We start from the raw sequence: 19,548 nt of genomic DNA on the forward strand, positions 1-19,548 counted from the left end.
CCCGGCGGCCCGCGCGCCGATGTTCGCCGGGGCCGCCCTGGCCGCCGTGTACGTCGCCGGCGGGAGCGGCCGCGAACTGCGCCTCGCCGGGCCGGCCGGGGACCCCGGGGCGCCGCCTGGCTGGCCGCGCGGGTACGCCGTGTCGGGGTGTTCCGCCGTCGCCGAGGTCTTCCGCGGCGGCCGCCCCCTGTGGCTCACCGCCGCCGAGCTCGCCGCCCGCCGCGAGGCCGTGCCCGCGGGCCTCGCGCCCGGCGCGGCGCTGGGCGTGCTGCCCGTCGGCACGGACGACCGGCGGCTCGGTTGCCTGGTCGTCGTCGACGACACCGGCCGGGGCTTCGACGCCGACCGGCGCGGCTTCGTGGAGCTGTACGCCGAACAGGTCGCCGCCCGCCTGGAAGCGGGCGGCGAGCCGGGGGCGGCCCACGCGGTCGCGAGCGACGACGGCGGGCCCGTACCGGCGGGACCGGGGCCGCGCCGGGAGGGCTCGCAGGCCGCGTACCGGCTGACGCCCTGGCAGGCGCTGGGCGGGGAGCGGATCGGGGCGTTCACCCTCGAACTCCACACCGGGCGGATCAGCGCCGACACGCGGATGCTCGAACTCGTCGACATCGCCCCCGGCGGCTTCGACGGGCGGGTCGAGACGCTCCTGGCCCACGCCGTCCCCGACGACCTGCCGGCCCTCATGTCCCTGGTCGAACCGGGCAAGGTCACCTCGGCCGGCCGGGAGCTGGAGTTCCGCGTCCGCCGGCCCGCCGGCGACCTGCGCTGGCTGCGGCTGCGCTCCCGCGTCCTCGACGACCCCGCGGGACGCCCCGAGCGCGTCCTCGGCATCGTCGTCGACGCGTCGTCGCTGCGCCCCGAGACCGACGAGGTCTCCCTCGTCCAGCGGCTCTCCGCGTCCCTCGCCGCCACGACGACCGCCCGCGACGTCGCCCGCGCCGTCGTCGGCGCCCTGCGCGACCCGCTCGTCGGCGCCGACCGCGTCGCCGTCGCGAGCCTGGAGGCCGACAGGCTCGTCGTCACCGTCCTGGACCCGCCCGGGTCCGGCGCCTGGCCCGAGGTCTGGCGCTCCGAGTGGCGCTCCGAGTGGCCCGACACCCCCCTGCGCTCCCTGCCGACGCTCGCGGCGGCGCTCCGGGAGGTGCGCGTGGGCCTGGTCCCGGCCGGCGCCGAGCTGGAGCCGGCCCTCGCCGGGGTCGGGCCCGGCGGCCTGGCCCTCCTGCCGCTGCCCGCCGAGGGCCGCGTCATCGGCGCCTGCCTGGCCGGCTGGGACGAGCCGCACGAGTTCGGCGCCGAGGAGCGGTCCCTGCTGACCGCCACCGCCGGCCTGGCCGGGCAGGCGCTGCGCCGCGCCCGCGCCTTCGACGCCCAGCACGAACTGGCCACCACCCTCCAGCGCAGCCTGCTGCCGCGCAGGCTCCCCCGGCTGGCCGGGGAGTGGCCGTCGCCCGCTACCTGCCGGCGATGGTCGGCCTGGAGGTCGGCGGCGACTGGTACGACGTGATCCCTCTCTCCGACAGCCGCGTCGCCCTCGTCATCGGAGACGTCCAGGGGCACAGCGCCGGGGCGGCCACCATCATGGGCCAGATCCGCACCGCCATCAGGGCGTACGCGGTGGAGGGGCATCCGCCCGACGTCGTCGTCTCGCACGCCAACCGGCTCCTCGCCGGCATGGAGACCGACCTCTTCGCCACCTGCTGCTACGTCGAACTCGACATGGAGGAGGGCGAGGCCTGGATCGTCCGCGCCGGCCACCTCGCCCCGCTGCTGCGCCACCCGGACGGCGCGACGGAGGAGGTCGACGCCGAGGGCGGCCTCCCCCTCGGCGTCCTCGCGGACGCGGACTACCCCATCACCGCCGCCGGCCTCGCCCCCGGCGCGGTCCTCGCGCTGCTCACGGACGGGCTCGTCGAGTCCTCCAGCCTCCACCTGGAGGACGGGATGCGGCGGATGCGGGACCTGCTCTCCGGCGCCGACCCGGGCGACCCCGGACGCATGGCCGACCGGCTCCTGGGCGACGGCACCCGCCGCGACGACGACATCGCCCTGCTGCTGGTGCGCTACGACGGGACGGGGGTCCCGCCCATCCGCGCCGGGTGGACCGTGTGGCGGCTGCCCGACGCCGTCATGCACGCCCGCCGCTTCACCGCCCGCACCCTGCGCGGCTGGGGCGTCTCGGAGGAGGCGGACGCGGCCCTGCTCGTCGTCTCCGAACTCGTCACCAACGCCCTGGTGCACACGCAGGGCGCGGTGCGCCTCGACCTGACGCTCGCCGGGGACCGGATGCGCATCGCCGTCACCGACACCTCGCCGCGGGCCCCCGCCAAGCCCGTGACGGCCGACTGGGAGTCCACCGGGGGCCGCGGGCTGTTCCTGGTGGAGGCCGTGTCGGCGTCGTGGGGATCGGTGCCGGTCAGCGGCGGCAAGCAGGTGTGGAGCGAGTTCGCCGTCGCCCGCGGCCCGGACGCCGGCGCCGGTCCGCCGGCCGCCCCCGGCCCGGACGGCTCCCCACACGGAGGAAGGTGAACAGGGGTGTTCCGTGCGAAGGACCGCGGGCGCGGCCGCCCGCGCACCGCCCCCGCCGCGGTCGCGGCGGCACTCGCCGTCGCCCTCGCCGGCTGCGGCACCGCCGGGCAGGCGCACCTGGAGGACGGCCCGGACCCGACGCGCACCGATTTCACGCCCCGCGTCGGACTGCTCCTGCCCGACACCCACACCACCCGCTGGGAGACCTTCGACCGGCCGCTGATCGAGGCGAAGATCCGCCAGATCTGCCCGGGCTGCACCGTGGACCACGCCAACGCCCGGAGCGACGTCGCCGCCCAGAGGCAGCAACTCGACTCGATGATCACCGCGGGGGCCGACGTCCTGATCCTCGGCCCCGTGGACTCCCGGGCGCTCGGCCCCGCGGTGGCCAAGGCCGCCGACGCGGGCGTCCCCGTCGTCTCGTACGACCGCCTCGCCGACGGGCCGGTCTCCGGCTTCGTCTCCTTCGACGCCCGGCGGACCGGCCGCCTCCAGGCGGAGGCGCTGCTCGCGGCCATGGGCGCCGAGGCGGACGGCGGACGCGTCGTCATGGTGAACGGCGACCCGGCCGACCCGAACGCCGTCGCCCTGGAGCGGGGCGCGCGCGAGGTGCTGAACGGCAGGGCGCGGATCGTCAAGGCGTACGACACGGACCGCTGGCGTCCCGAGGCCGCCCGGGCCCACATGTCCGGCGCCGTCGCCGCGCTCGGGCCCGAGGGCATCGACGGCGTGTACGCCGCCAACGACGCGCTCGCCGGCGGCGTCGTCTCCGCGCTGAAGGCCGGCTTCGTCACGCCGCTGCCGCCGGTCACCGGGCAGGACGCCGACCTCGACGCCCTCCGGCGGATCATCGGCGGCGAGCAGTACATGACGGTGTACAAGCCGTTCGGGCCGATGGCCGCCGCCGCGGCGGAGATGGCCGTCGCACTCGGCCGCGGCGACCCGGCGGACGCCGTCGCCCCGCGGGGCGGCAGCGGGACCACCGTGCGCGGGGTTCCCGCCGTCCGCTTCGCCCCGGTGCCCGTCACCGCGGACACCGTGCGCGAGACCGTCGTCAGGGGCGGGATGTACACGATCGCGCAGATCTGCACTCCGAAGTACGCGTCGGCGTGCGCGAAGGCCGGACTCACCGTGTAATCGGGCGGGGAAGGAGGTGGTCGCCGGTGTCGGTCCCGCCGCTGCTCGCCCTGCGCGGCATCCGCAAGCGTTTCGGCGCCGTCGAGGCGCTGGCCGACGTGGAGCTGGAGGTCGACGCCGGGGAGGTCGTCGCCCTGATGGGCGACAACGGTGCCGGGAAGTCCACCCTCGTGAAGGTGATCGCCGGGGTCGTCCCCGCCGACGAGGGGGTCATCCGGTGGAAGGGGCGCACCGTGCGGGTGCGGCGCCCCCGGGACGCCCACGCCCTGGGCATCGCCGCGGTCTTCCAGGACCTGGCGCTCTGCGACAACCTCGACGTCGTCGGCAACCTCTTCCTCGGCCGGGAGCTGCGCCGGGCGGGCCTCCTCGACGAGGTCGAGATGGAACGCCGGACCCGCGACCTGCTGGGTTCGCTCGCCATGCACGTGCCCGACCCGCGGGCCCGGGTGGCGACCCTGTCGGGCGGGCAGCGGCAGACCGTCGCGATCTCCCGCTCGCTCGTCGGGGAGCCGCGGCTGCTCCTCCTCGACGAGCCCACCGCCGCCCTCGGCGTCCAGCAGACCAGCCGCTTCCTGGACCTCGTCGAGAAGCTCCGCGACCGGGGCGCCGGCGTGCTGCTGATCAGTCAGAACCTGGGCGACGTGAAGGCCGTCGCGGACCGCGTCGCCGTCCTCCACCTGGGGCGCAACAACGGCGTCTTCGACGTCGGCACCGCCTCGCAGGAGCAGATCGTCTCCTCCGTCACCGGGGTCACCAGCCACCCCGGCGCCGCCCGCCGCGCCCCGCACGCGCGGAGGGGGGAGCGGTGAACGGCCTCCGCCGGGTCCTGGGGGAGGGCGTCGAGGCGGCCGGCCGGCGGCTGGGCGCCGGGGAGCCGGGCGTGCTGCCCGTCGTCGTCGGCGTCCTCGTGATCTGGTCGGTCTTCCAGCTCCTCAACGGCAACTTCCTCGCACCGCGGAACCTCTCCAACCTCGGCGTGGACATCGTCGGCACCGGGATGATCGCCGTCGGCGTCGTCTTCGTCCTGCTGATCGGCGAGATCGACCTGTCGGTCGGGTCGGTCAGCGGCCTCGCCGCGGCCCTGTTCGCCGTGCTGCACGTGCGGCACGGCGTGGCGGAGTGGCCGGCCGTCGCGATCGCCGTGCTCTGCGGCACCGCGATCGGCTCCCTGCACGGCCTCCTCGTCGCCCTGGTGGGCGCGCCCGCCTTCGTCGTCACCCTCGCGGGGCTCCTCGGCTGGAACGGCCTGATGCTGTACGTCCTGGGCGCCGGCGGTACCGTCAACCTCGACGAGGACGGCCTGCTGGGCGGGCTGACCGGCCACCACTTCCACGAGGTCGCCGCCGCGTACGGGCTGGCGGCGGCCGGCACCGTCCTGTGCTTCCTGGTCTTCCACCGGGACCGGCGGCGGCGCAGGGCGGCCGGGATGCCGCACCGGCGGCTCGCGGAGATCGCGGTGCGGACCGGGGCGGTGGCGCTGGTCGCCTTCTCCGCCGCACACGTGCTCAACCGGTTCCAGGGGCTGCCGCTCGCCCTGCTCGCCTTCCTCCTCGTCGTCGCCGGCCTCGACCTGGTGCTGCGCCGCACCCGGTACGGACGGAAGGTCTACGCCCTCGGCGGCGGCGGCGAGCCCGCCCGGCGGGCCGGGATCGACGTCGTCCGCGTGCGGGTGTCCGTCTTCGCGCTGTCCGGGACCATGGCCGCGGTCGGCGGGCTCTTCCTCGCCTCGCGCATCACGTCGGTGAGCCAGACGTCCGGGTCGAGCCTGCTGCTGATGAACGCGATCGCCGCGGCCGTGATCGGCGGCACCAGCCTCTTCGGCGGCCGCGGCACCACCTGGTCCGCCCTGCTGGGGATGCTCGTCATCCAGTCGATCGCCTCCGGGATGTCCCTGCTGGGCATCGAGGCGGCCGTCCAGTTCATGGTCACCGGCGGGGTGCTGCTGGCGGCCGTCGTCGTCGACACCGTGGCGAGGCGCGTCCGCAGGGAGCACGGCCGGGCGTAGGGCCCGGCGGCTCAGTCGAGTCCGAGGGCGGGGATCTCGATCGCGGGGCACCGGTCCATGACCATGTCCAGCCCCGCCGCCCGGGTCCGCGCGTACGCCTCCTCGTCGACGACGCCGAGCTGGAACCAGACCGCCCTGGCGCCCTTCGCCACCGCCTGGTCCGCCACCTCCCCGGCCAGCTCGCTGCGGACGAAGACGTCCACCACGTCCACCGGGAAGGGGACGTCCGCCAGCGTGGCGTACCCCTGCTCGCCGTGCACGGCCTCCGCCTTCGGGTGCACCGGTACGACCCGCTTGCCGAACCGCCGCAGCACTTCCGCCACGCCGTACGCCGCCCGCGACCGGTTCGCGGACAGGCCGACCACGGCCCAGGTGTCGCCGGCCTCGGTGAGGATCTTGCGGATGGTCTCCGTGTCGCCGTGCACTGCCGTCTCCCGTCTGTCCGGGGGCCGTCCCCCCGCGGACGACCAGGCTACGGCGCCCCGCGCTCCGGAAGCCGCTTCACACGCAGGGTGGATAGTGGCACTATCTATTTATAGGTAGTGCCACTATCCGTTTGTGCCGGGGCCTCCACCCGCGGCCCGCCGAAAGGACCCCACCGTGCCCACCCTGCCCTGGACCAGCCCCGCCCCCGCCCCCGCCCACGCCCCCGCCCTCGTCATGGCCTCGCGCTTCGAGGTCCGCTCCCTCGCGGACGTGCCCCGCTTCCTCCTCGGATCCCTCGCCGCCTGGCGGCAGGTCACCACCGCGCCCGGCGCCTATGGAGCCTCGCTCGTCGCCCGGCCGCTCAAGCGGACCTTCTACACGCTCTCCGCCTGGCGGGGCCGCGACGCCCTGTACGCCTACGCCCGCGCCGAACCCCACCGCGGGATCATGGAGGGCCTCCGGCCGGTGATGCGCGGCTCCACGTTCGCCTTCTGGGAGACGACCACCGACGACCTCCCGCCCGCCTGGGACGACGCCCTGCGCCGCCTCGACGAGCAGGCGGCGAAGGACGCCGCGGGGGGAGGCCGCCCCGGGGCGCGGCTAGATCCACGACAGCAGGACCGTGCACGCGGTCGCGCAGGTGGCGGCCGTGGCCAGCAGCACTGTACGGGCGGCGGCTTCGGCGGCCGGGGCGTCGTGGCCGGTGACGGAGCCGGCGAGGGCGATGCCGAGGCCGGCGGCGACGGTGGTGACGGTCTTGGTGACGCCGGATGCCTCACCGGCGCGTTCGGGGCGGACGATGCCCTGAGTGGCGACGAGGGTGAGGGCGTTGGCGAGCCCGAGGGCGGCGCCGCAGAACGTGGCGGCGACCAGACAGGCGGAGAGACCGGGGGCGAGCCGCCCCGGGTTCCATAGAGATCTCAGACTGGGGTTGTGACCTGGAGTTAACGTGGCGGCGACCAGACAGGCGGAAAGACCGGGGGCGAGCCGCCCCGGGTTCCATAGAGATCTCAGACTGGGGTTGTGACCTGGAGTTTCGGGAGTTCGGTGTAGTAGTTGGCTTCGCACTCGACAAGCGGAACGTGGCCTGTCCCACCGTGGAGTCTTCGGTGGTTGTACCAGTCGGCCCACTCGGCGGTGGCCGGCTCGACCTGGGAGAGCGTCTTCCAGGGCCGTCGAGGCTCGATCAACTCGGTTTTGTGAAGGCCGATCGTGGACTCCATCAGGGCGTTGTCGTACGCGTCGCCGACCGAGCCGATGGACACGGCGATGCCGGCGGTCTCGAGGTGGTCGGCGAGCTTGAACGATGTGTACTGCGACCCGGCACCCGAGTGGTGAACCAACTCGCCTGGCTTCAGCGGCCGTTGGCCTCGGGCTTGTTGCCAGATCGCCGTCACCGGAGCGTCCAGGACGAAAACGGTCTCCTTCACGGTGGCCGCGGACCAGCCGACGATCCGGCGGGAGAAGGTGTCCACGACGAAGGCGACGAGGACGACTGCGGACCGCGTTTTCACGTGGGTGAAGCCCGCCACCCAGCAGCGGTCCGGGACGGCGGCGACGAAGTCACGGCCAACCAGGTCGAGCGCTCGCTCCGCCAGCCTCCTGTGCCACCGCGACGTCTGGGAATTCATCACCGCCCACGCCGGGCGCCACCCGCACTTTCCGGGTGCCGCCGCTGGTCGCCGACGAAGGATACGAGCGGATCCGCGCCGCCCTCCTGTCCGGGCGGTCCCTGATCGCCCTGCTGATCAGCCTGCGCTCCATCACGCACACCGTCGGCGACGGTGACGGCGACCAGGAGCTCGCCACCACCCTCTACGAGCGGATCGAGGAGAACCTGACCGCGCTGACCCCCACCGGCCAGCCGATCACCGTCACCCTCGACGACCGCTCCATCCCGACCCCGGACATCCCGACCCCGGACACCCCGGCCGCCGCGCAGGACACCCCGTCCGACGACGAGCCGGACGCGGAACCCGAGCAGGGAACCGGCCCGAGCAACCACTGAACAGCCAGGAGGCACCCGCCCCGCCCGGCCGGGCGGGGCCGTACGGGGCGTGGGCGACCGCCTGCGGGAGGGGCCGGCCGAACTCCTCGGGGACATGCGCAAGGCCGCCCGGTCGCGCCGGGCGGCCTTGCGCTGTCACCGTACGCGGCCGAGGTGGATGACGCTGACGCGGATGTGCCGGCCGTCGACCTCGTACCTGACCCGGTACCGGCCGACATGGATGCGCAGTACGCCGCCGGCTCCGAAGGCGCCGTCGGGCCGGGGGTCGTCGGCGAGGCGGTCGACGGCGGTGAACACCTGCCGGACCCCGGCGGGGTCGTCCTTGGCGAGCCGCTCCGCCTGGGTGAGGGCCTCGGGTTCCCAGATGACCTCGTACCTCACGCCTCGTCCTCGCCGAACACGCGCCGGTATGCCTCGTCGTGCGGGACGCCGGCGTCCTCGCCGCGGTCTTGGCGGTCGCGGTAGGCGACCAGGGCCCGCAGTTCTTGAAGTTCCAGGGCGTCGGCGGGGCTGACCAGTATCGCGACGGTCTGCCCGTGGTCGGTGATGGCGACCGGTTCGCGGGTGACGCTGACCTCGCGCGCGATGGCCCCCAGCCGGGCACGGGCTTCCACGATCGAGTAGGTCGTCTCCGTCATGCACACCACCTTACAAAGGTGTGCACCTTCCGACGGCGCGCCGGGGTCGGTGCCAGAGCGACGATGCGCAGGGCATGGCTCACCGGCCCCCTCCACGCAAGCCTGGGTACGGGGGCGTAGCCGTGCCGTTGGTCGTGCGGCGGCGGTCGGCCGCGGTCGGCGGTGCGCCAAGTCCGCTACTTCGCAGAATCCGTGTGCTTGGCGTCGATGAAGGCGTCGTCGACGACGACGCGCGGGGGCGGGTCCTTCGGGTCGGGACGTTTGGTGACGCCGTCGAGTACGCCGGCGATCTCGTCGTACATGCGGACGGACTCGGCGCTGCGGTGCCGGCCGAAGTTCTTCGAGTCCGTACCGCCGTGGGCCATGTAGTCCAGGATCCGCAGGTAGTTCGCCAGGGTCACCCCCGTGAGCTCGATTCGGACCAGGCCGTTGTCGAGCTTCTTGACCGTGGTCCTCAGCTCCAGGTCCGGGCCGCCCCTGCCTGTCTGGTCCGATGTCTTCTCCCACAGGTCCTCGGTGGTCTCGATGTGGAAGGTCTTCAGGCCGGCGGCTTTCTGCAGGCGCTCGGAGTGCTGCGGCGGGGAGTCGGTGGAGCAGCCGCTCACGAAGACGGTGGTCAGGAGGGCGAGGGCGCCGAGCAGGCGGGCCCGGCGCGGTGCGGAGGAAGAAGACACGGACCGCAGTGTCGTCGCGACGACCGGAGTCCGGGGCTTTTTGCTCTTCCACCATCCGCACGAGCGACGCGCCAGTCGGCCAGGACGGCCGAAAACCCGTTCCCGAGACGTCGGCTGAGGTGTGAACGGCGCCGGACCGCCCTGTCCAGCGCAATGGCAGACCAGCCCGCAGCGAGGAAGCTGGCGTGCTCTCCCGCAGCACGGGGCTTGTTACAGGCACGCTGACCGGCGTCCCGGTCGGGCTCGTGTTCGGACCCGCCGCCGGTCGGCGTGGAGGCGACCCCGGCCCCGCCCCGAGGAGCGCTGACGGCCGGCCGGGCGACGCAGGGCCGCCCCGCGGCAAGCCCACGCGGACCTCGACGCGACCGGCGAACCCGCGTGCGTCCACCGGCCGCGGACCGACGGCGAGGCCGGATACCTCGACCGCGCTCTGCTTCACGACCGGGCCTGCCCGCGGCCCCCTGCCGGCGACACCGGGCGAACCGCGGCCCGGCGGGCTTCCCGCACACCTGCGACCACCGCCGCCGCCGCGCCGCACTCGGCGGCCACCCACCAACCGCGTCGACAGCGCGCGGGCCGATGCGGTCGGCCCCGTCACTTCGGCACGCTCCCCGCCTGCCGGAGAGGCCCCTTGCCGGCGTCCCGTACTCCCGCGCGCCGGGCCCGGATGCGTACGGTGCGCATCCACGACAGCAGGACCGTGCACGCGGTCGCGCAGGTGGCGGCCGTGGCCAGCAGCACTGTACGGGCGGCGGCTTCGGCGGCCGGGGCGTCGTGGCCGGTGACGGAGCCGGCGAGGGCGATGCCGAGGCCGGCGGCGACGGTGGTGACGGTCTTGGTGACGCCGGATGCCTCACCGGCGCGTTCGGGGCGGACGATGCCCTGAGTGGCGACGAGGGTGAGGGCGTTGGCGAGCCCGAGGGCGGCGCCGCAGAACGTGGCGGCGACCAGATACGCGGGAAGACCGGGGGCGAGGGCCAACCCGAGCAGACCGAGGGCGCCGCCGCCGAGGCAGGCGGCCATCGCGGGCGCGGCGCCGCGGGTGGTGACGCGCCCTGCGAGGGGGCCGGCGACGGCCATGGCCAGGGCGGGCAGGAGGAAGGCCGTGCCGGCGGCCACGGCGGGAAGACCCCACGGGCCCTGCAGGGACAGCGGGACGACGAAGAGGAACATCACCGTCGCGGTGTTGGCCGCGGCGCCGGCGAGCGTCAGGGCGACGTAGGGGCCGTTGCGGAACAGGGCGAGCCCGACCAGCGGGTGCGGGGCGCGGCGTTCGACGTGGACGAACGCACCGAGGAGCGTCGCGCACAGCAGGGCCGTAAGGACCACCTCGTGGTGGGCCGCCCCGCGCTGGACACGGTCCAGGAGCACGGCGAGTACGGCGAGCGCGCCGGTGACGGTGGACAGGCCGCGCCAGTCGATGTGGCGCGGCGCTGTGCTGTCGAGGCTTTCGGCAGCGCGCGAGGCCCACAGGGCGCCGAGTACGGCGAGGGGGACGTTGAGCCAGAAGACGGCGCGCCAGGAGACGGTCTCGGTGAGGACGCCGCCGACGAAGGGGCCGCAGGCGGTGGCGACGCCGCCGACGCCGAGGGCGAGACCACTGGCCCGGCCGCGCAGGTGCTCGGGGTAGACGTTGGTGAGCAGGGACAGGCCCACCGGCATGATCATGGCGGCGCCGGCACCCTGGACGATGCGCGCGGCGACCAGCACGGGCAGGTTGCCGGCGAGCGCGCACACCACAGAGGCGGCACCGAAGAGGGACAGACCCCAGACGAGCAGTCTGCGGCGGCCGAGGAGATCGCCGAGTCGGCCGGCACCGAGCATGAGGGTGCCGGTGGACAGCAGGTAGGCACTGACCGTCCACCGCGCTCCGTCCCCCCGTGCGCCGAGGTCGGCCCCGATACGCGGCAGGGCGAGGTTGAGGGCGAAGGCGTCCAGCTGGATGCAGAACACCCCCGCCGACACGGCGAGCAGCACCCAGGTACGAGGGTGCGGTCGTGCGGTCATGTGCGTGTCCCCTGGTCGCGTGACGGTGGTCCCGAGCCGGAGCGCGGGTGCGGGTGAAGTGTGCGGCGGGGAACGGGGGCAGCGAAGGGGGCGGGAAGCCGAAGGACGGCGCAGGTGCTGCCGGGACGGACACCCGATGGGTGTCGGGAGAGCGGGGGCCGGTACGGGCCCGCATCGCCTGACCGCTCGGAACCGCCGTCCGGTCGACCGGGGACGGGAGCACTTCCACCCTAGACGGTGTGCCGGGACATACCCGTCCCGACCTGTCCGTGCCGCGGGGCCGCGGCGGTCCGACGAAGGCGGACGGACGAAGCGAAAGTTTTCCCGTCCTTCGGGGCGACTCCGATTCGGCCGTTGCCGTCGGAACCCACGGGCCTGACGGGCCGGAGCGGTCGCATCACCCCCGCGCTGCGGTTGGCGGCCGGTGTCGGTGCAGGTCGCGGCGGGGTGTGAAGCGGCGACGCGGAGCGCGCCGCCAGACGGGGCCGGGCGGGAGGGGACCCGCGGCCCCACGGGACGGACGGGGCCGCAGCGAGCGGACCGAAGGGGCGACGCGACGAGATGATCAATTCCAAGGGGTCGCTGGACGATCGTAGGAAGTTTCGCTCCGGCGGATCGGCCTGCGAGAGTGTGGCCATGAGTGATGTTGTCGTCCGTCGGGCTGAGGCCGGTGACGCCCGCAGCTGACCGCCTTCGATCACCGACCTCCTGGAATCGATCATCTAGGGTGGCGGGATGCAGGAGCAGTACCTGACGGTGGCCCGCGAGGGCGTCCACGAGACCGAGGTCAACCGGTCGCGCTTCCTCTGCGCGCTCGCCCCCGCCGCGACCGAGCGGGAAGCCCAGGACTTCGTCGCCCGCGTCCGCCGCGAACACCCCACCGCCACCCACAACTGCTTCGCGTACGTGATCGGCGCCGACGCCGCCGTCCAGAGGGCCGGCGACGACGGCGAACCGGGCGGCACCGCCGGCGTGCCGATGCTCCAGATGCTGCTGCGGCGCGAGGTGCGGTACGCCGTCGCCGTCGTCACCCGCTACTACGGAGGCGTGAAGCTCGGCGCCGGCGGCCTCATCCGCGCCTACGGCGGCGCCGTCGGCGAGGCCCTCGACGCCGTCGGCACCGTCACCCGCCGCCGCTTCCGGCTCGCCACCGTCACCGTCGACCACCAGCGGGCCGGCAGGCTCCAGAACGACCTGCGCGCCGCCGGCCGGTCCGTCCGCGACGTGCGGTACGCCGACGCCGTCCGCATCGAGGTCGGCCTGCCCGACGCCGACGTGGACGCCTTCCGCGGCTGGCTCGCCGACGCCACCGCGGGCACGGCCGCGCTGGAGCTCGGCGGCGAAGCGTACGGCGACGGCTGACCCCCGTCCTCCCCGCGCGCGGACGCCGGACGGCCGCCGCGCCCGTGAACGGGGAACCCCCCTACGGATGGCAGACTTGCCTACCGGCCGGGAGGCCGGGGAGCGGTACAGCGGCACAGGGGGGCGGAGCGGAACCGTGAGACTTCTGCACACATCGGACTGGCACCTGGGCCGGTCCTTCCACCGCGTCAGCCTCCTCGACGCCCAGGCCGCCTTCCTCGACCACCTCCTCGCCGCCGTCCGCGACCACGAGGTGGACGCCGTCCTCGTCGCCGGCGACGTGTACGACCGCGCCGTGCCGCCGCTCACCGCCGTGGAGTTGTTCGACACCGCCCTGCACCGGCTCGCCGAAGCAGGCGTGCCCACGGTGATGATCTCCGGCAACCACGACTCCGCCCGCCGCCTCGGCGTCGCCGCCCGTCTCATCGAACGCGCCGGCGTCCACCTGCGCACCGACCCCGACGGCATCGGCACCCCCGTCGTCCTGCCCGACCCGCCCCACGGCGACGTCGCCTTCTACGGGGTGCCCTACCTCGAACCCGCCCTCGTACGGCAGCGCCTCGGCGCCCCGAAGGCCGCCCACCGGGCCGTGCTGACCGCCGCCATGGACCGCGTCCGCGCCGACCTCGCGGCCCGCCCGGCCGGCACCCGCTCGGTCGTCCTCGCCCACGCCTTCGTCACCGGCGGCGAACCCAGCGACAGCGAACGGGACATCACCGTCGGCGGGGCCGCCTCCGTACCGGCCGGCGTCTTCGACGGCGTCGACTACGTCGCCCTCGGCCACCTGCACGGATCCCAGGCCCTCACCGACCGCGTCCGCTACTCCGGCTCCCCCCTCGCCTACTCGTTCTCCGAGTGGCGGCACCGCAAGACCATGTGGCTCGTCGACCTCGCACCCGACGGCCGCGTCGCCGCCGAGCGGATCGACTGCCCCGTCCCACGCCGCCTCGCCCGCCTCCGCGGCCGCCTCGACGACCTCCTCGCCGACCCGGCCCTCGACCACCACGAGGACGCCTGGGTCGAGGCCGTCCTCACCGACCCCGTACGCCCCGCCGAGCCCATGACCCGGCTCGCCCGGCGCTTCCCCCACACCCTCAGCCTCGTCTTCGACCCCGAGCGCCCCGACACGGCCGACGACCTCCTCTCCTACGCCCGCCGCCTGCGCGGGCGCACCGACCAGCAGATCGCGGAGGACTTCGTGACCCACGTCCGCGGCGGCGCCGGCCCCGACGCCCGGGAACGGGCCGTCCTGCGGGGCGCCTTCGCCGACGTCCGCGCCGACCTCGCCGTACGCGAGCGCGAGGTGGGCGGATGAGGCTCCACCGGCTCCGCGTCACCGGCTTCGGCCCCTTCGGAACCGCCCAGGAGATCGACTTCGACGCGCTCTGCGCCGCCGGCCTGTTCCTCCTCCACGGCCCCACCGGCGCCGGCAAGACCTCCGTGCTCGACGCCGTCTGCTTCGCCCTGTACGGATCGGTCCCCGGCGCCCGGCAGTCCCCCGGCGCCTCGCTGCGCAGCGACCACGCGCCCGCCGGCACCGCCACCGAGGTCGTCCTCGACCTGACCGTCGCGGGCCGCCGCCTGGAGATCACCCGGCGACCCGCCCAGCTCCGCCCCAAGAAGCGCGGCAGCGGTTTCACCACCGAGAAGGCCCAGTCCTGGCTGCGCGAGTACGACTCGTCCACCGGAGCCTGGAACGGACTGAGCCGTTCCCACCAGGAGATAGGCGAGGAGATCGCCCAGCTCCTCGGCATGAGCCGCGACCAGTTCTGCCAGGTGGTCCTGCTGCCCCAGGGCGACTTTTCCCGCTTCCTGCGCGCCGACGCCGAAGCGCGCGGCAGGCTCCTCGGCCGGCTGTTCGGCACCCGCCGCTTCGCCGCCGTCGAGGAGCGCCTCGCCGAGCTGCGCCGCGCCGCCGAGCGCCGGGTCCGCGACGGCGACCAGCGGCTGCTCGCCCTCGCCCACCGCATGGCGCAGGCCGCCGGCGGCGCCGCCGGCGACTGGCCCGCGCCCGGTGGCGAACCCGGCGCCCCCGGCCTCGCCGAAGCCGTCCTCGGCTGGGCCGCCGTCGCCCGCTCCGGCGCCCGCGAGACCCTCGACGCCGCCGGCCTCGCCCTGGCCGCCGCCGAGGACCGGCAGGCCGCCGCCCGCCGCACCCTCGACGAGCGGCGCGACCTCGCCGCCCTCCGCGAACGGTACGAGGACGCCCGTCGCCGCGCCGCCGCGCTGGAGGAGCGCAGGGCCGAGCACGACGCCCGGCAGGCCCGCCTCGACGCGTCCCGCACCGCCGAGCGGGTGGCCGGGCCGCTCGCCCTGCGCGACGAGGCGGAACGCGACCACCGCGCCGCGGCCGCCGCCCGCGACCGCGCCCTGGCCGCCCTGCCCGGCTCCCTGTCCGGTCTCCCGCCCGGCCCCCTCCCCGAGGGTCCCGCCGGCGGCCTCGCCGGCGCCGGGACCGAGGTGCTGGCCGGTCTCGCCCGCGACCGCCGCCGGGAGCTGGGCGGCCTGGACGCCGCCCGCCGCGCCGAACAGCGCCTCACCGACATCGCCCGCGAACGCGCCGACCTCGACCGGCAGGACCGCGCCGACGAACAGGCCCTGCGGGAGGCCGCCGCCTGGCTCGGCGGCTGGGAAGGCGCCCGGCGCGACCTTCTCGACCGGGTCGACGCCACCCGCGAGGCCGCCACCCGGGCCGAGCACCTGCTCGGACGGCTCGCCCCGGCCCGCCGCCGCTTGGACGCCGCCCGCCGCCGCGACGCCCTCGCCGCCGACGCGGCCGCCGCCCGCACCCGCCTGGCGGCTGCCCGCGACCAGGCCGCCACCGCCCACGAGACCTGGCTCGACCTGCGCGAACGCCGACTGCGCGGCATCGCCGCCGAACTGGCCGCCCGCCTGGAGGACGGCGCCCCCTGCGCGGTCTGCGGCTCCGCCGAGCACCCCGCACCCGCGCGGCCCACCGCCGACCACGTCGACCGCGCCGCCGAGGACGCCGCGTACGAGGCGCACACCCGCGCCGCCGAGGCCCGCACCCGCGCCGAACGGGACCTCGCCGCCGTACGGGAGGCCCTCTCGGCGGCCGCCGCGGAGGCCGCCGAACGGCCGTCGCCCGACCCCGGCGACGGCGGGGGGCGCGCCGCGGGCCGGGCCGGCGCCGGGGACCGCAGCCCGGACCGGGACGACGAAGGTGACCGCGACCCGGGCCGTGCCGATGCCGAGGGCCCGGCCGTCGCCGTGCTGGAGGACCTCGTCGCACGGCTGGAGCGCGAGTACGCCGGGGCACGCGACCTGGCCGCCGACGGCCATCCCGCGCGCGAAGCGCTGGAGCGGGCCGAGCGGGAGCACGCCCGGCGCGTCGAGGAGCGGCGGCGGCTGGAGGCGCTGGCCGCCGCCCGCGCCTCCCGGCGCGAGACGCTCGACCAGGAGCAGGCGGCACGCGAGGCCGACCTGGCCCGCGTCCTCGGCGACGGCGGCGGCACCGTCGCCCACCGGGCGGCCGTACTGGAGCGCGAGGCGGCCGCCCTCGACGCCGCCGCCGACGCCGTACGGGCCGCCGAGGCCGCCGCGCAGCGCCTCAAGGAGGCCGACGGCCGGCTCGCCGACGCCGCGTACCGCGCCGGGTTCGCCACGCCGGACGCCGCCGCGGCGGCCCTCCTCGACGACGCCGTGCGACGCGATCTCCAGCGACGCGCCGACGCCTGGCGGGCGGAGGCCGCCGCCGTCGCCGACCGGCTCGCCGAGCCCGCCGCCCGCGCCGCCGCCGGGGGACCGCCCGTCGACGTCGCCGCCGCGGCCGCCGCCCACGACGACGCCGAGCGGGCCGTGCGCGCCGCCGCCGCTGCGCTCGCCGCCCACCGCGACCGGTGCGCCGAACTCGACCGGCTCTCCGCGCGGTTGGCGGACGAGGTCCGCGCACTGGGTCCGCTGCGCGCCGAGTACGACCGGGTGGCCCGGCTCGCCGGGCTCACCGCGGGGACCTCCGCCGAGAACGAGCGGCGGATGCGCCTGGAGTCGTACGTCCTGGCCGCCCGCCTCGAACAGGTGGCCGCCGCGGCCACCGCCCGGTTGCAGCGGATGTCGTCCGGCCGCTACACCCTCGTCCACTCCGACGCCCGCAGCGGCGGCAGACGCGCCGGCCTCGGCCTGCACGTCGTCGACGCCTGGACCGGCGCCGAACGCGACACGGCGACCCTCTCGGGAGGCGAGACCTTCTTCGCCTCCCTCGCCCTGGCGCTGGGCCTCGCGGACGTCGTCACCGACGAGGCGGGCGGCGTCCGACTCGACACGCTCTTCATCGACGAGGGGTTCGGCAGCCTCGACGAACAGACCCTCGACGAGGTGCTGGACGTCCTGGACGGACTGCGCGAACGGGACCGCAGCGTCGGCATCGTCAGCCACGTCCCCGACCTGCGCCGCCGCATCCCCACGCAGTTGGAGCTCGTCAAGGGACGCGACGGCTCCCGCGTACGCCTCCGGACGGGCGGGGGGACCGATGGTTGACGGGCTCGGCGCGGGGGCCACTGGCCGACCGGGCGGTACGGGTGCGGGGCCGGTGGCCGACCGGACGGCGCGGGCGGGGCCGGCGGCTGACGGACGGTACGGGCGGCTGACGGACGGTACGGGCGAGGGGATCAGCGGCCGACCGGGCGGCGCGGCAGCGGCGACGAGTACACGACGCTCGTCGTCACCGGACCCAGCGCACCGATCCTCCCCGACACCTCCTCCAGGTGGCGCATCGACCGGGCGGCGACCTTCAGGACGAAGCAGTCGTCCCCGGTGACGTGGTGCGCCTCCAGGACCTCCGGCGTCGCCTCCAGCAGGTCGTGGAACGGCTCGTAGTCGCCGTGGGGGGAGCGCAACCGGACGAAGGCGAGGACCGGCAGGCCCAGGGCCTCCCGGTCGACGACCGCCGTGTACCCGGTGATCACACCCGCCTCCTCCAGCCGCCGTACCCGCTCGGTCACGGCGCTCGCCGACATCGACACCGCGCGGGCCAGGTCGGCGAAGCTCGCCCGGCCGTCGGCCTGCAGGGCCCGGAGGATGCGCCAGTCGGTGGCGTCCGGTGAGAATCCCGTCATGGACGAGGAATAGCAGGGGATTCCCCGGCGGAACAAGGCAACGGCCGGGAACCACGGTTCACCCCGGTGCCCGCGGCCCGTGGACCTCCCCGCGTGAACCCGCCACCGCGGACACCCCCGCCCCGTCCGCCTCCACCGCGAACCCGGTGCCGGACGCGCCGCCCGTCGCGGCCGCCCCACCCGCCCCGCCCGCCCCGGGTGCCCTCGCGACGGGCCCGTGCCGCACGCGCCGCCCGTCGCACCCGATCCCCGTCGCCGCCGGCACCTGCGGCCGCTGACCCACCGCGGGCGGGCGCGCGAAACCGGGGCGCCTCCTCGACAGCGCCCGCACCGGCGCACCCGGCCGCGACGCTTCGGTCCCGTCCCGCACAGCCGATGGACCCCGCCGGCCACCCGCCACGTTCCGAGGCCCCGTCACACGGGGGCTTCCCCTTTCCGACGCCGTGCCTCAGCGGCCGTGGAAGCGCGGCGGACGCTTCTCCACGAACGCGGACACGCCCTCCCGCACGTCGTCCCGCTCGTTGATCAGCTCGACGGCGAACTCCGCCTCCTGCAGGGCCTGATCGAGCGTCTGGTGCCCGGCGTGCCGGACGAGGCGCTTGACGACCTTCGTCGTCAGGGGGGCGGTCGCCGCGAACCGCCTGGCCAGGTGCAGCACGGCGTTCTCGAGTTCGCCCTCGTCCACGACCTCCGTGAGCAGCCCCAGCTCCCTGGCCCGTTCGGCGCCGTACATCTCCGCGCCCCACAGCATCTTCAGCGCGCGATCCGGCCCCATCGCCCGTGCGAAGAACCAGGCACCGCCCTCGTCCGGCAGCAGACCGACCCGCCCGGAGGTGTCACCGAGCCGTGCCGTCCGATCCGCGATCCGCACGTCGCAGGCCATCGCCAGACTCAGGCCGCCGGCGGCGGCGGCTCCGCTGATCATCGCGATCACCGGCTTGTCGCAGAGCTCCAACCGGCGCATGACCCGGTGCATCCCCTCCTGGATCACCTTCGCGTGGCCGAACTGCACCGCGTGCGCGTGCTCGACCTCGTAGCCGCTGGTGAGGTCGCCGCCGCTGCAGAAGGATCCGCCCGAACCGGTGATCACCAGGACCCGCTGCGCGTCGTCGGCGTGGAAGTCCGCTACGGCGTCCGCGATCTCCACCGCCGTCCGCGAGCGGTAGGCGTTGCGGACCGCGGGCCGGTTGATGGTGATCCGGCGGATTCCCCGCTCCCAGTCGTCCACCAGGATGTCCTCGTAGCTTTCGGTCATGGCCGACTCCTTCGTGTGCTCGTCCGCCGCCGGGGTCACGACGACGTGGTCGGGGTCCGCGGGCCGCGCGGGTGCGGTGGGTCGGCGGCGGCCGGTCCCGCCCGTCGCCGCCGCCGGCGGTGCCGTGACCCCGCGCTCCCACGGACCGGGCCGTCCGAGGCCCGGTCAGGAACGGGGGAGACGCTCCGGCCCGCAGCGGCAGGACGCGCCGAGGACTGCCGGTTGCCAGGGGGAGGCACGTCCCGGGTGCGGGCGCATCGGGCCGCACCCGCACGCCGGCGTCCGGGGTGGCCTCGGGACGGTCTCCCGGGCCGGGGCCGCGCCGCCGTCCGGGGATCCGCCGGCCCGGAGCACGGCGCGTCCGGGCGCCGCCGAGCGGACGCGGACGGACCCCGGGTGTCGCCCCGGATTCCGCCCGGCCGGCCGGGCGTCTCG

The 19,548-nt window shown here is 75.8% G+C and carries 16 protein-coding genes and 1 pseudogene; 9 read left to right on the forward strand and 8 right to left on the reverse strand.

The genetic code is table 11. From position 1 onward, the window contains the following. Positions 1 to 19 precede the first annotated feature (19 nt). The 4 genes and pseudogenes from LUW75_RS22040 (at position 20) to LUW75_RS22055 (ending at position 5,668) form a co-directional block, all read left to right on the forward strand. Positions 20 to 2,526: pseudogene (locus LUW75_RS22040) on the forward strand (SpoIIE family protein phosphatase). A 6-nt stretch (positions 2,527 to 2,532) separates the two neighbouring features. Further along, positions 2,533 to 3,663 carry a sugar ABC transporter substrate-binding protein gene (locus tag LUW75_RS22045; RefSeq protein WP_250337154.1) on the forward strand — a complete coding sequence of 377 codons (1,131 nt, stop codon included), beginning with the start codon at positions 2,533 to 2,535 and terminating at the stop codon, positions 3,661 to 3,663. Positions 3,664 to 3,689: 26 nt separating this feature from the next. Then, complete coding sequence (locus LUW75_RS22050; protein WP_250337155.1) at positions 3,690 to 4,472, forward strand: ATP-binding cassette domain-containing protein; 783 nt, start codon at positions 3,690 to 3,692, stop codon at positions 4,470 to 4,472. Further along, the gene (locus LUW75_RS22055) at positions 4,469 to 5,668 is read left to right on the forward strand and encodes a sugar ABC transporter permease (RefSeq protein ID WP_250337156.1); all 1,200 of its coding nucleotides are present in this window, start codon (positions 4,469 to 4,471) and stop codon (positions 5,666 to 5,668) included. The genes LUW75_RS22050 and LUW75_RS22055 overlap by 4 nt, the downstream gene beginning before the upstream one ends. A gap of 11 nt (positions 5,669 to 5,679) precedes the next feature. On the opposite strand, the gene LUW75_RS22060 is transcribed toward LUW75_RS22055, so the two are convergent. Further along, entirely contained in the window at positions 5,680 to 6,093 is a 414-nt protein-coding gene (locus LUW75_RS22060) for a CoA-binding protein (protein ID WP_250337157.1), read from the reverse strand. Between the two features lie 175 nt (positions 6,094 to 6,268). Between LUW75_RS22060 and LUW75_RS25045 the strand changes: the two genes are divergently transcribed. Continuing rightward, the gene (locus LUW75_RS25045; RefSeq protein ID WP_462933769.1) at positions 6,269 to 7,009 is read left to right on the forward strand and encodes a hypothetical protein; all 741 of its coding nucleotides are present in this window, start codon (positions 6,269 to 6,271) and stop codon (positions 7,007 to 7,009) included. A 95-nt stretch (positions 7,010 to 7,104) separates the two neighbouring features. On the opposite strand, the gene LUW75_RS22070 is transcribed toward LUW75_RS25045, so the two are convergent. Then, positions 7,105 to 7,725 carry an integrase core domain-containing protein gene (locus tag LUW75_RS22070; protein ID WP_250337158.1) on the reverse strand — a complete coding sequence of 207 codons (621 nt, stop codon included), beginning with the start codon at positions 7,723 to 7,725 and terminating at the stop codon, positions 7,105 to 7,107. Positions 7,726 to 7,760: 35 nt separating this feature from the next. On the opposite strand from LUW75_RS22070, the gene LUW75_RS22075 reads away from it, so the two are divergent. After that, on the forward strand, positions 7,761 to 8,102 hold the full coding sequence (locus LUW75_RS22075) for a hypothetical protein (RefSeq protein WP_250337159.1): 342 nt from the start codon (positions 7,761 to 7,763) through the stop codon (positions 8,100 to 8,102). Positions 8,103 to 8,237: 135 nt separating this feature from the next. Here the strand turns inward: LUW75_RS22075 and LUW75_RS22080 are convergent, their stop codons facing one another. The 4 genes from LUW75_RS22080 to LUW75_RS22095 form a co-directional block, all read right to left on the reverse strand. Further along, on the reverse strand, positions 8,238 to 8,483 hold the full coding sequence (locus LUW75_RS22080; protein WP_250337160.1) for a type II toxin-antitoxin system RelE family toxin: 246 nt from the start codon (positions 8,481 to 8,483) through the stop codon (positions 8,238 to 8,240). Then, on the reverse strand, positions 8,480 to 8,740 hold the full coding sequence (locus tag LUW75_RS22085; protein ID WP_250337161.1) for a type II toxin-antitoxin system Phd/YefM family antitoxin: 261 nt from the start codon (positions 8,738 to 8,740) through the stop codon (positions 8,480 to 8,482). Before LUW75_RS22085 ends, LUW75_RS22080 begins: the two co-directional genes overlap by 4 nt. Positions 8,741 to 8,916: 176 nt before the next feature. After that, the gene (locus LUW75_RS22090; protein WP_250337162.1) at positions 8,917 to 9,414 is read right to left on the reverse strand and encodes a hypothetical protein; all 498 of its coding nucleotides are present in this window, start codon (positions 9,412 to 9,414) and stop codon (positions 8,917 to 8,919) included. 594 nt (positions 9,415 to 10,008) lie between these two features. Continuing rightward, positions 10,009 to 11,421: an MFS transporter gene (locus LUW75_RS22095; RefSeq protein ID WP_250337163.1), complete on the reverse strand. Its 1,413-nt coding sequence runs from the start codon at positions 11,419 to 11,421 to the stop codon at positions 10,009 to 10,011. A 735-nt stretch (positions 11,422 to 12,156) separates the two neighbouring features. Here LUW75_RS22095 and LUW75_RS22100 point away from each other — a divergent pair. From LUW75_RS22100 to LUW75_RS22110, 3 genes are all read left to right on the forward strand, one after another. Beyond that, positions 12,157 to 12,783, forward strand: a complete 627-nt coding sequence (locus tag LUW75_RS22100) for a YigZ family protein (RefSeq protein ID WP_250337164.1) — start codon at positions 12,157 to 12,159, stop codon at positions 12,781 to 12,783. 136 nt (positions 12,784 to 12,919) lie between these two features. After that, positions 12,920 to 14,098 (forward strand): exonuclease SbcCD subunit D, encoded by a 1,179-nt coding sequence (locus LUW75_RS22105; RefSeq protein ID WP_250337165.1) that lies wholly within the window; start codon positions 12,920 to 12,922, stop codon positions 14,096 to 14,098. Beyond that, a complete protein-coding gene (locus LUW75_RS22110; RefSeq protein ID WP_250337166.1) occupies positions 14,095 to 17,280 on the forward strand; it encodes an AAA family ATPase in 3,186 nt (1,061 codons plus the stop codon). Before LUW75_RS22105 ends, LUW75_RS22110 begins: the two co-directional genes overlap by 4 nt. Positions 17,281 to 17,411: 131 nt before the next feature. Here LUW75_RS22110 and LUW75_RS22115 read toward each other — a convergent pair whose 3' ends face one another. Both LUW75_RS22115 and LUW75_RS22125 read right to left on the reverse strand, forming a co-directional pair. Further along, positions 17,412 to 17,858 (reverse strand): Lrp/AsnC family transcriptional regulator, encoded by a 447-nt coding sequence (locus LUW75_RS22115; RefSeq protein WP_250337167.1) that lies wholly within the window; start codon positions 17,856 to 17,858, stop codon positions 17,412 to 17,414. 448 nt (positions 17,859 to 18,306) lie between these two features. Then, on the reverse strand, positions 18,307 to 19,113 hold the full coding sequence (locus LUW75_RS22125; RefSeq protein WP_250337168.1) for an enoyl-CoA hydratase/isomerase family protein: 807 nt from the start codon (positions 19,111 to 19,113) through the stop codon (positions 18,307 to 18,309). Positions 19,114 to 19,548 lie beyond the last annotated feature (435 nt).

It is taken from the genome of Streptomyces sp. MRC013, assembly GCF_023614235.1.
GTDB lineage: Bacteria > Actinomycetota > Actinomycetes > Streptomycetales > Streptomycetaceae > Streptomyces.

Bases quoted from the DNA above. Each gene is read 5' to 3' on its own strand.
- LUW75_RS22110 (WP_250337166.1), top strand. From the start codon at position 14,095: ATGAGGCTCCACCGGCTCCGCGTCACCGGCTTCGGCCCCTTCGGAACC.
- LUW75_RS22115 (WP_250337167.1), bottom strand. From the start codon at position 17,858: ATGACGGGATTCTCACCGGACGCCACCGACTGGCGCATCCTCCGGGCC.
- LUW75_RS22085 (WP_250337161.1), bottom strand. From the start codon at position 8,740: ATGACGGAGACGACCTACTCGATCGTGGAAGCCCGTGCCCGGCTGGGG.
- LUW75_RS22125 (WP_250337168.1), bottom strand. From the start codon at position 19,113: ATGACCGAAAGCTACGAGGACATCCTGGTGGACGACTGGGAGCGGGGA.
- LUW75_RS22070 (WP_250337158.1), bottom strand. From the start codon at position 7,725: ATGAATTCCCAGACGTCGCGGTGGCACAGGAGGCTGGCGGAGCGAGCG.
- LUW75_RS22095 (WP_250337163.1), bottom strand. From the start codon at position 11,421: ATGACCGCACGACCGCACCCTCGTACCTGGGTGCTGCTCGCCGTGTCG.
- LUW75_RS22100 (WP_250337164.1), top strand. From the start codon at position 12,157: ATGCAGGAGCAGTACCTGACGGTGGCCCGCGAGGGCGTCCACGAGACC.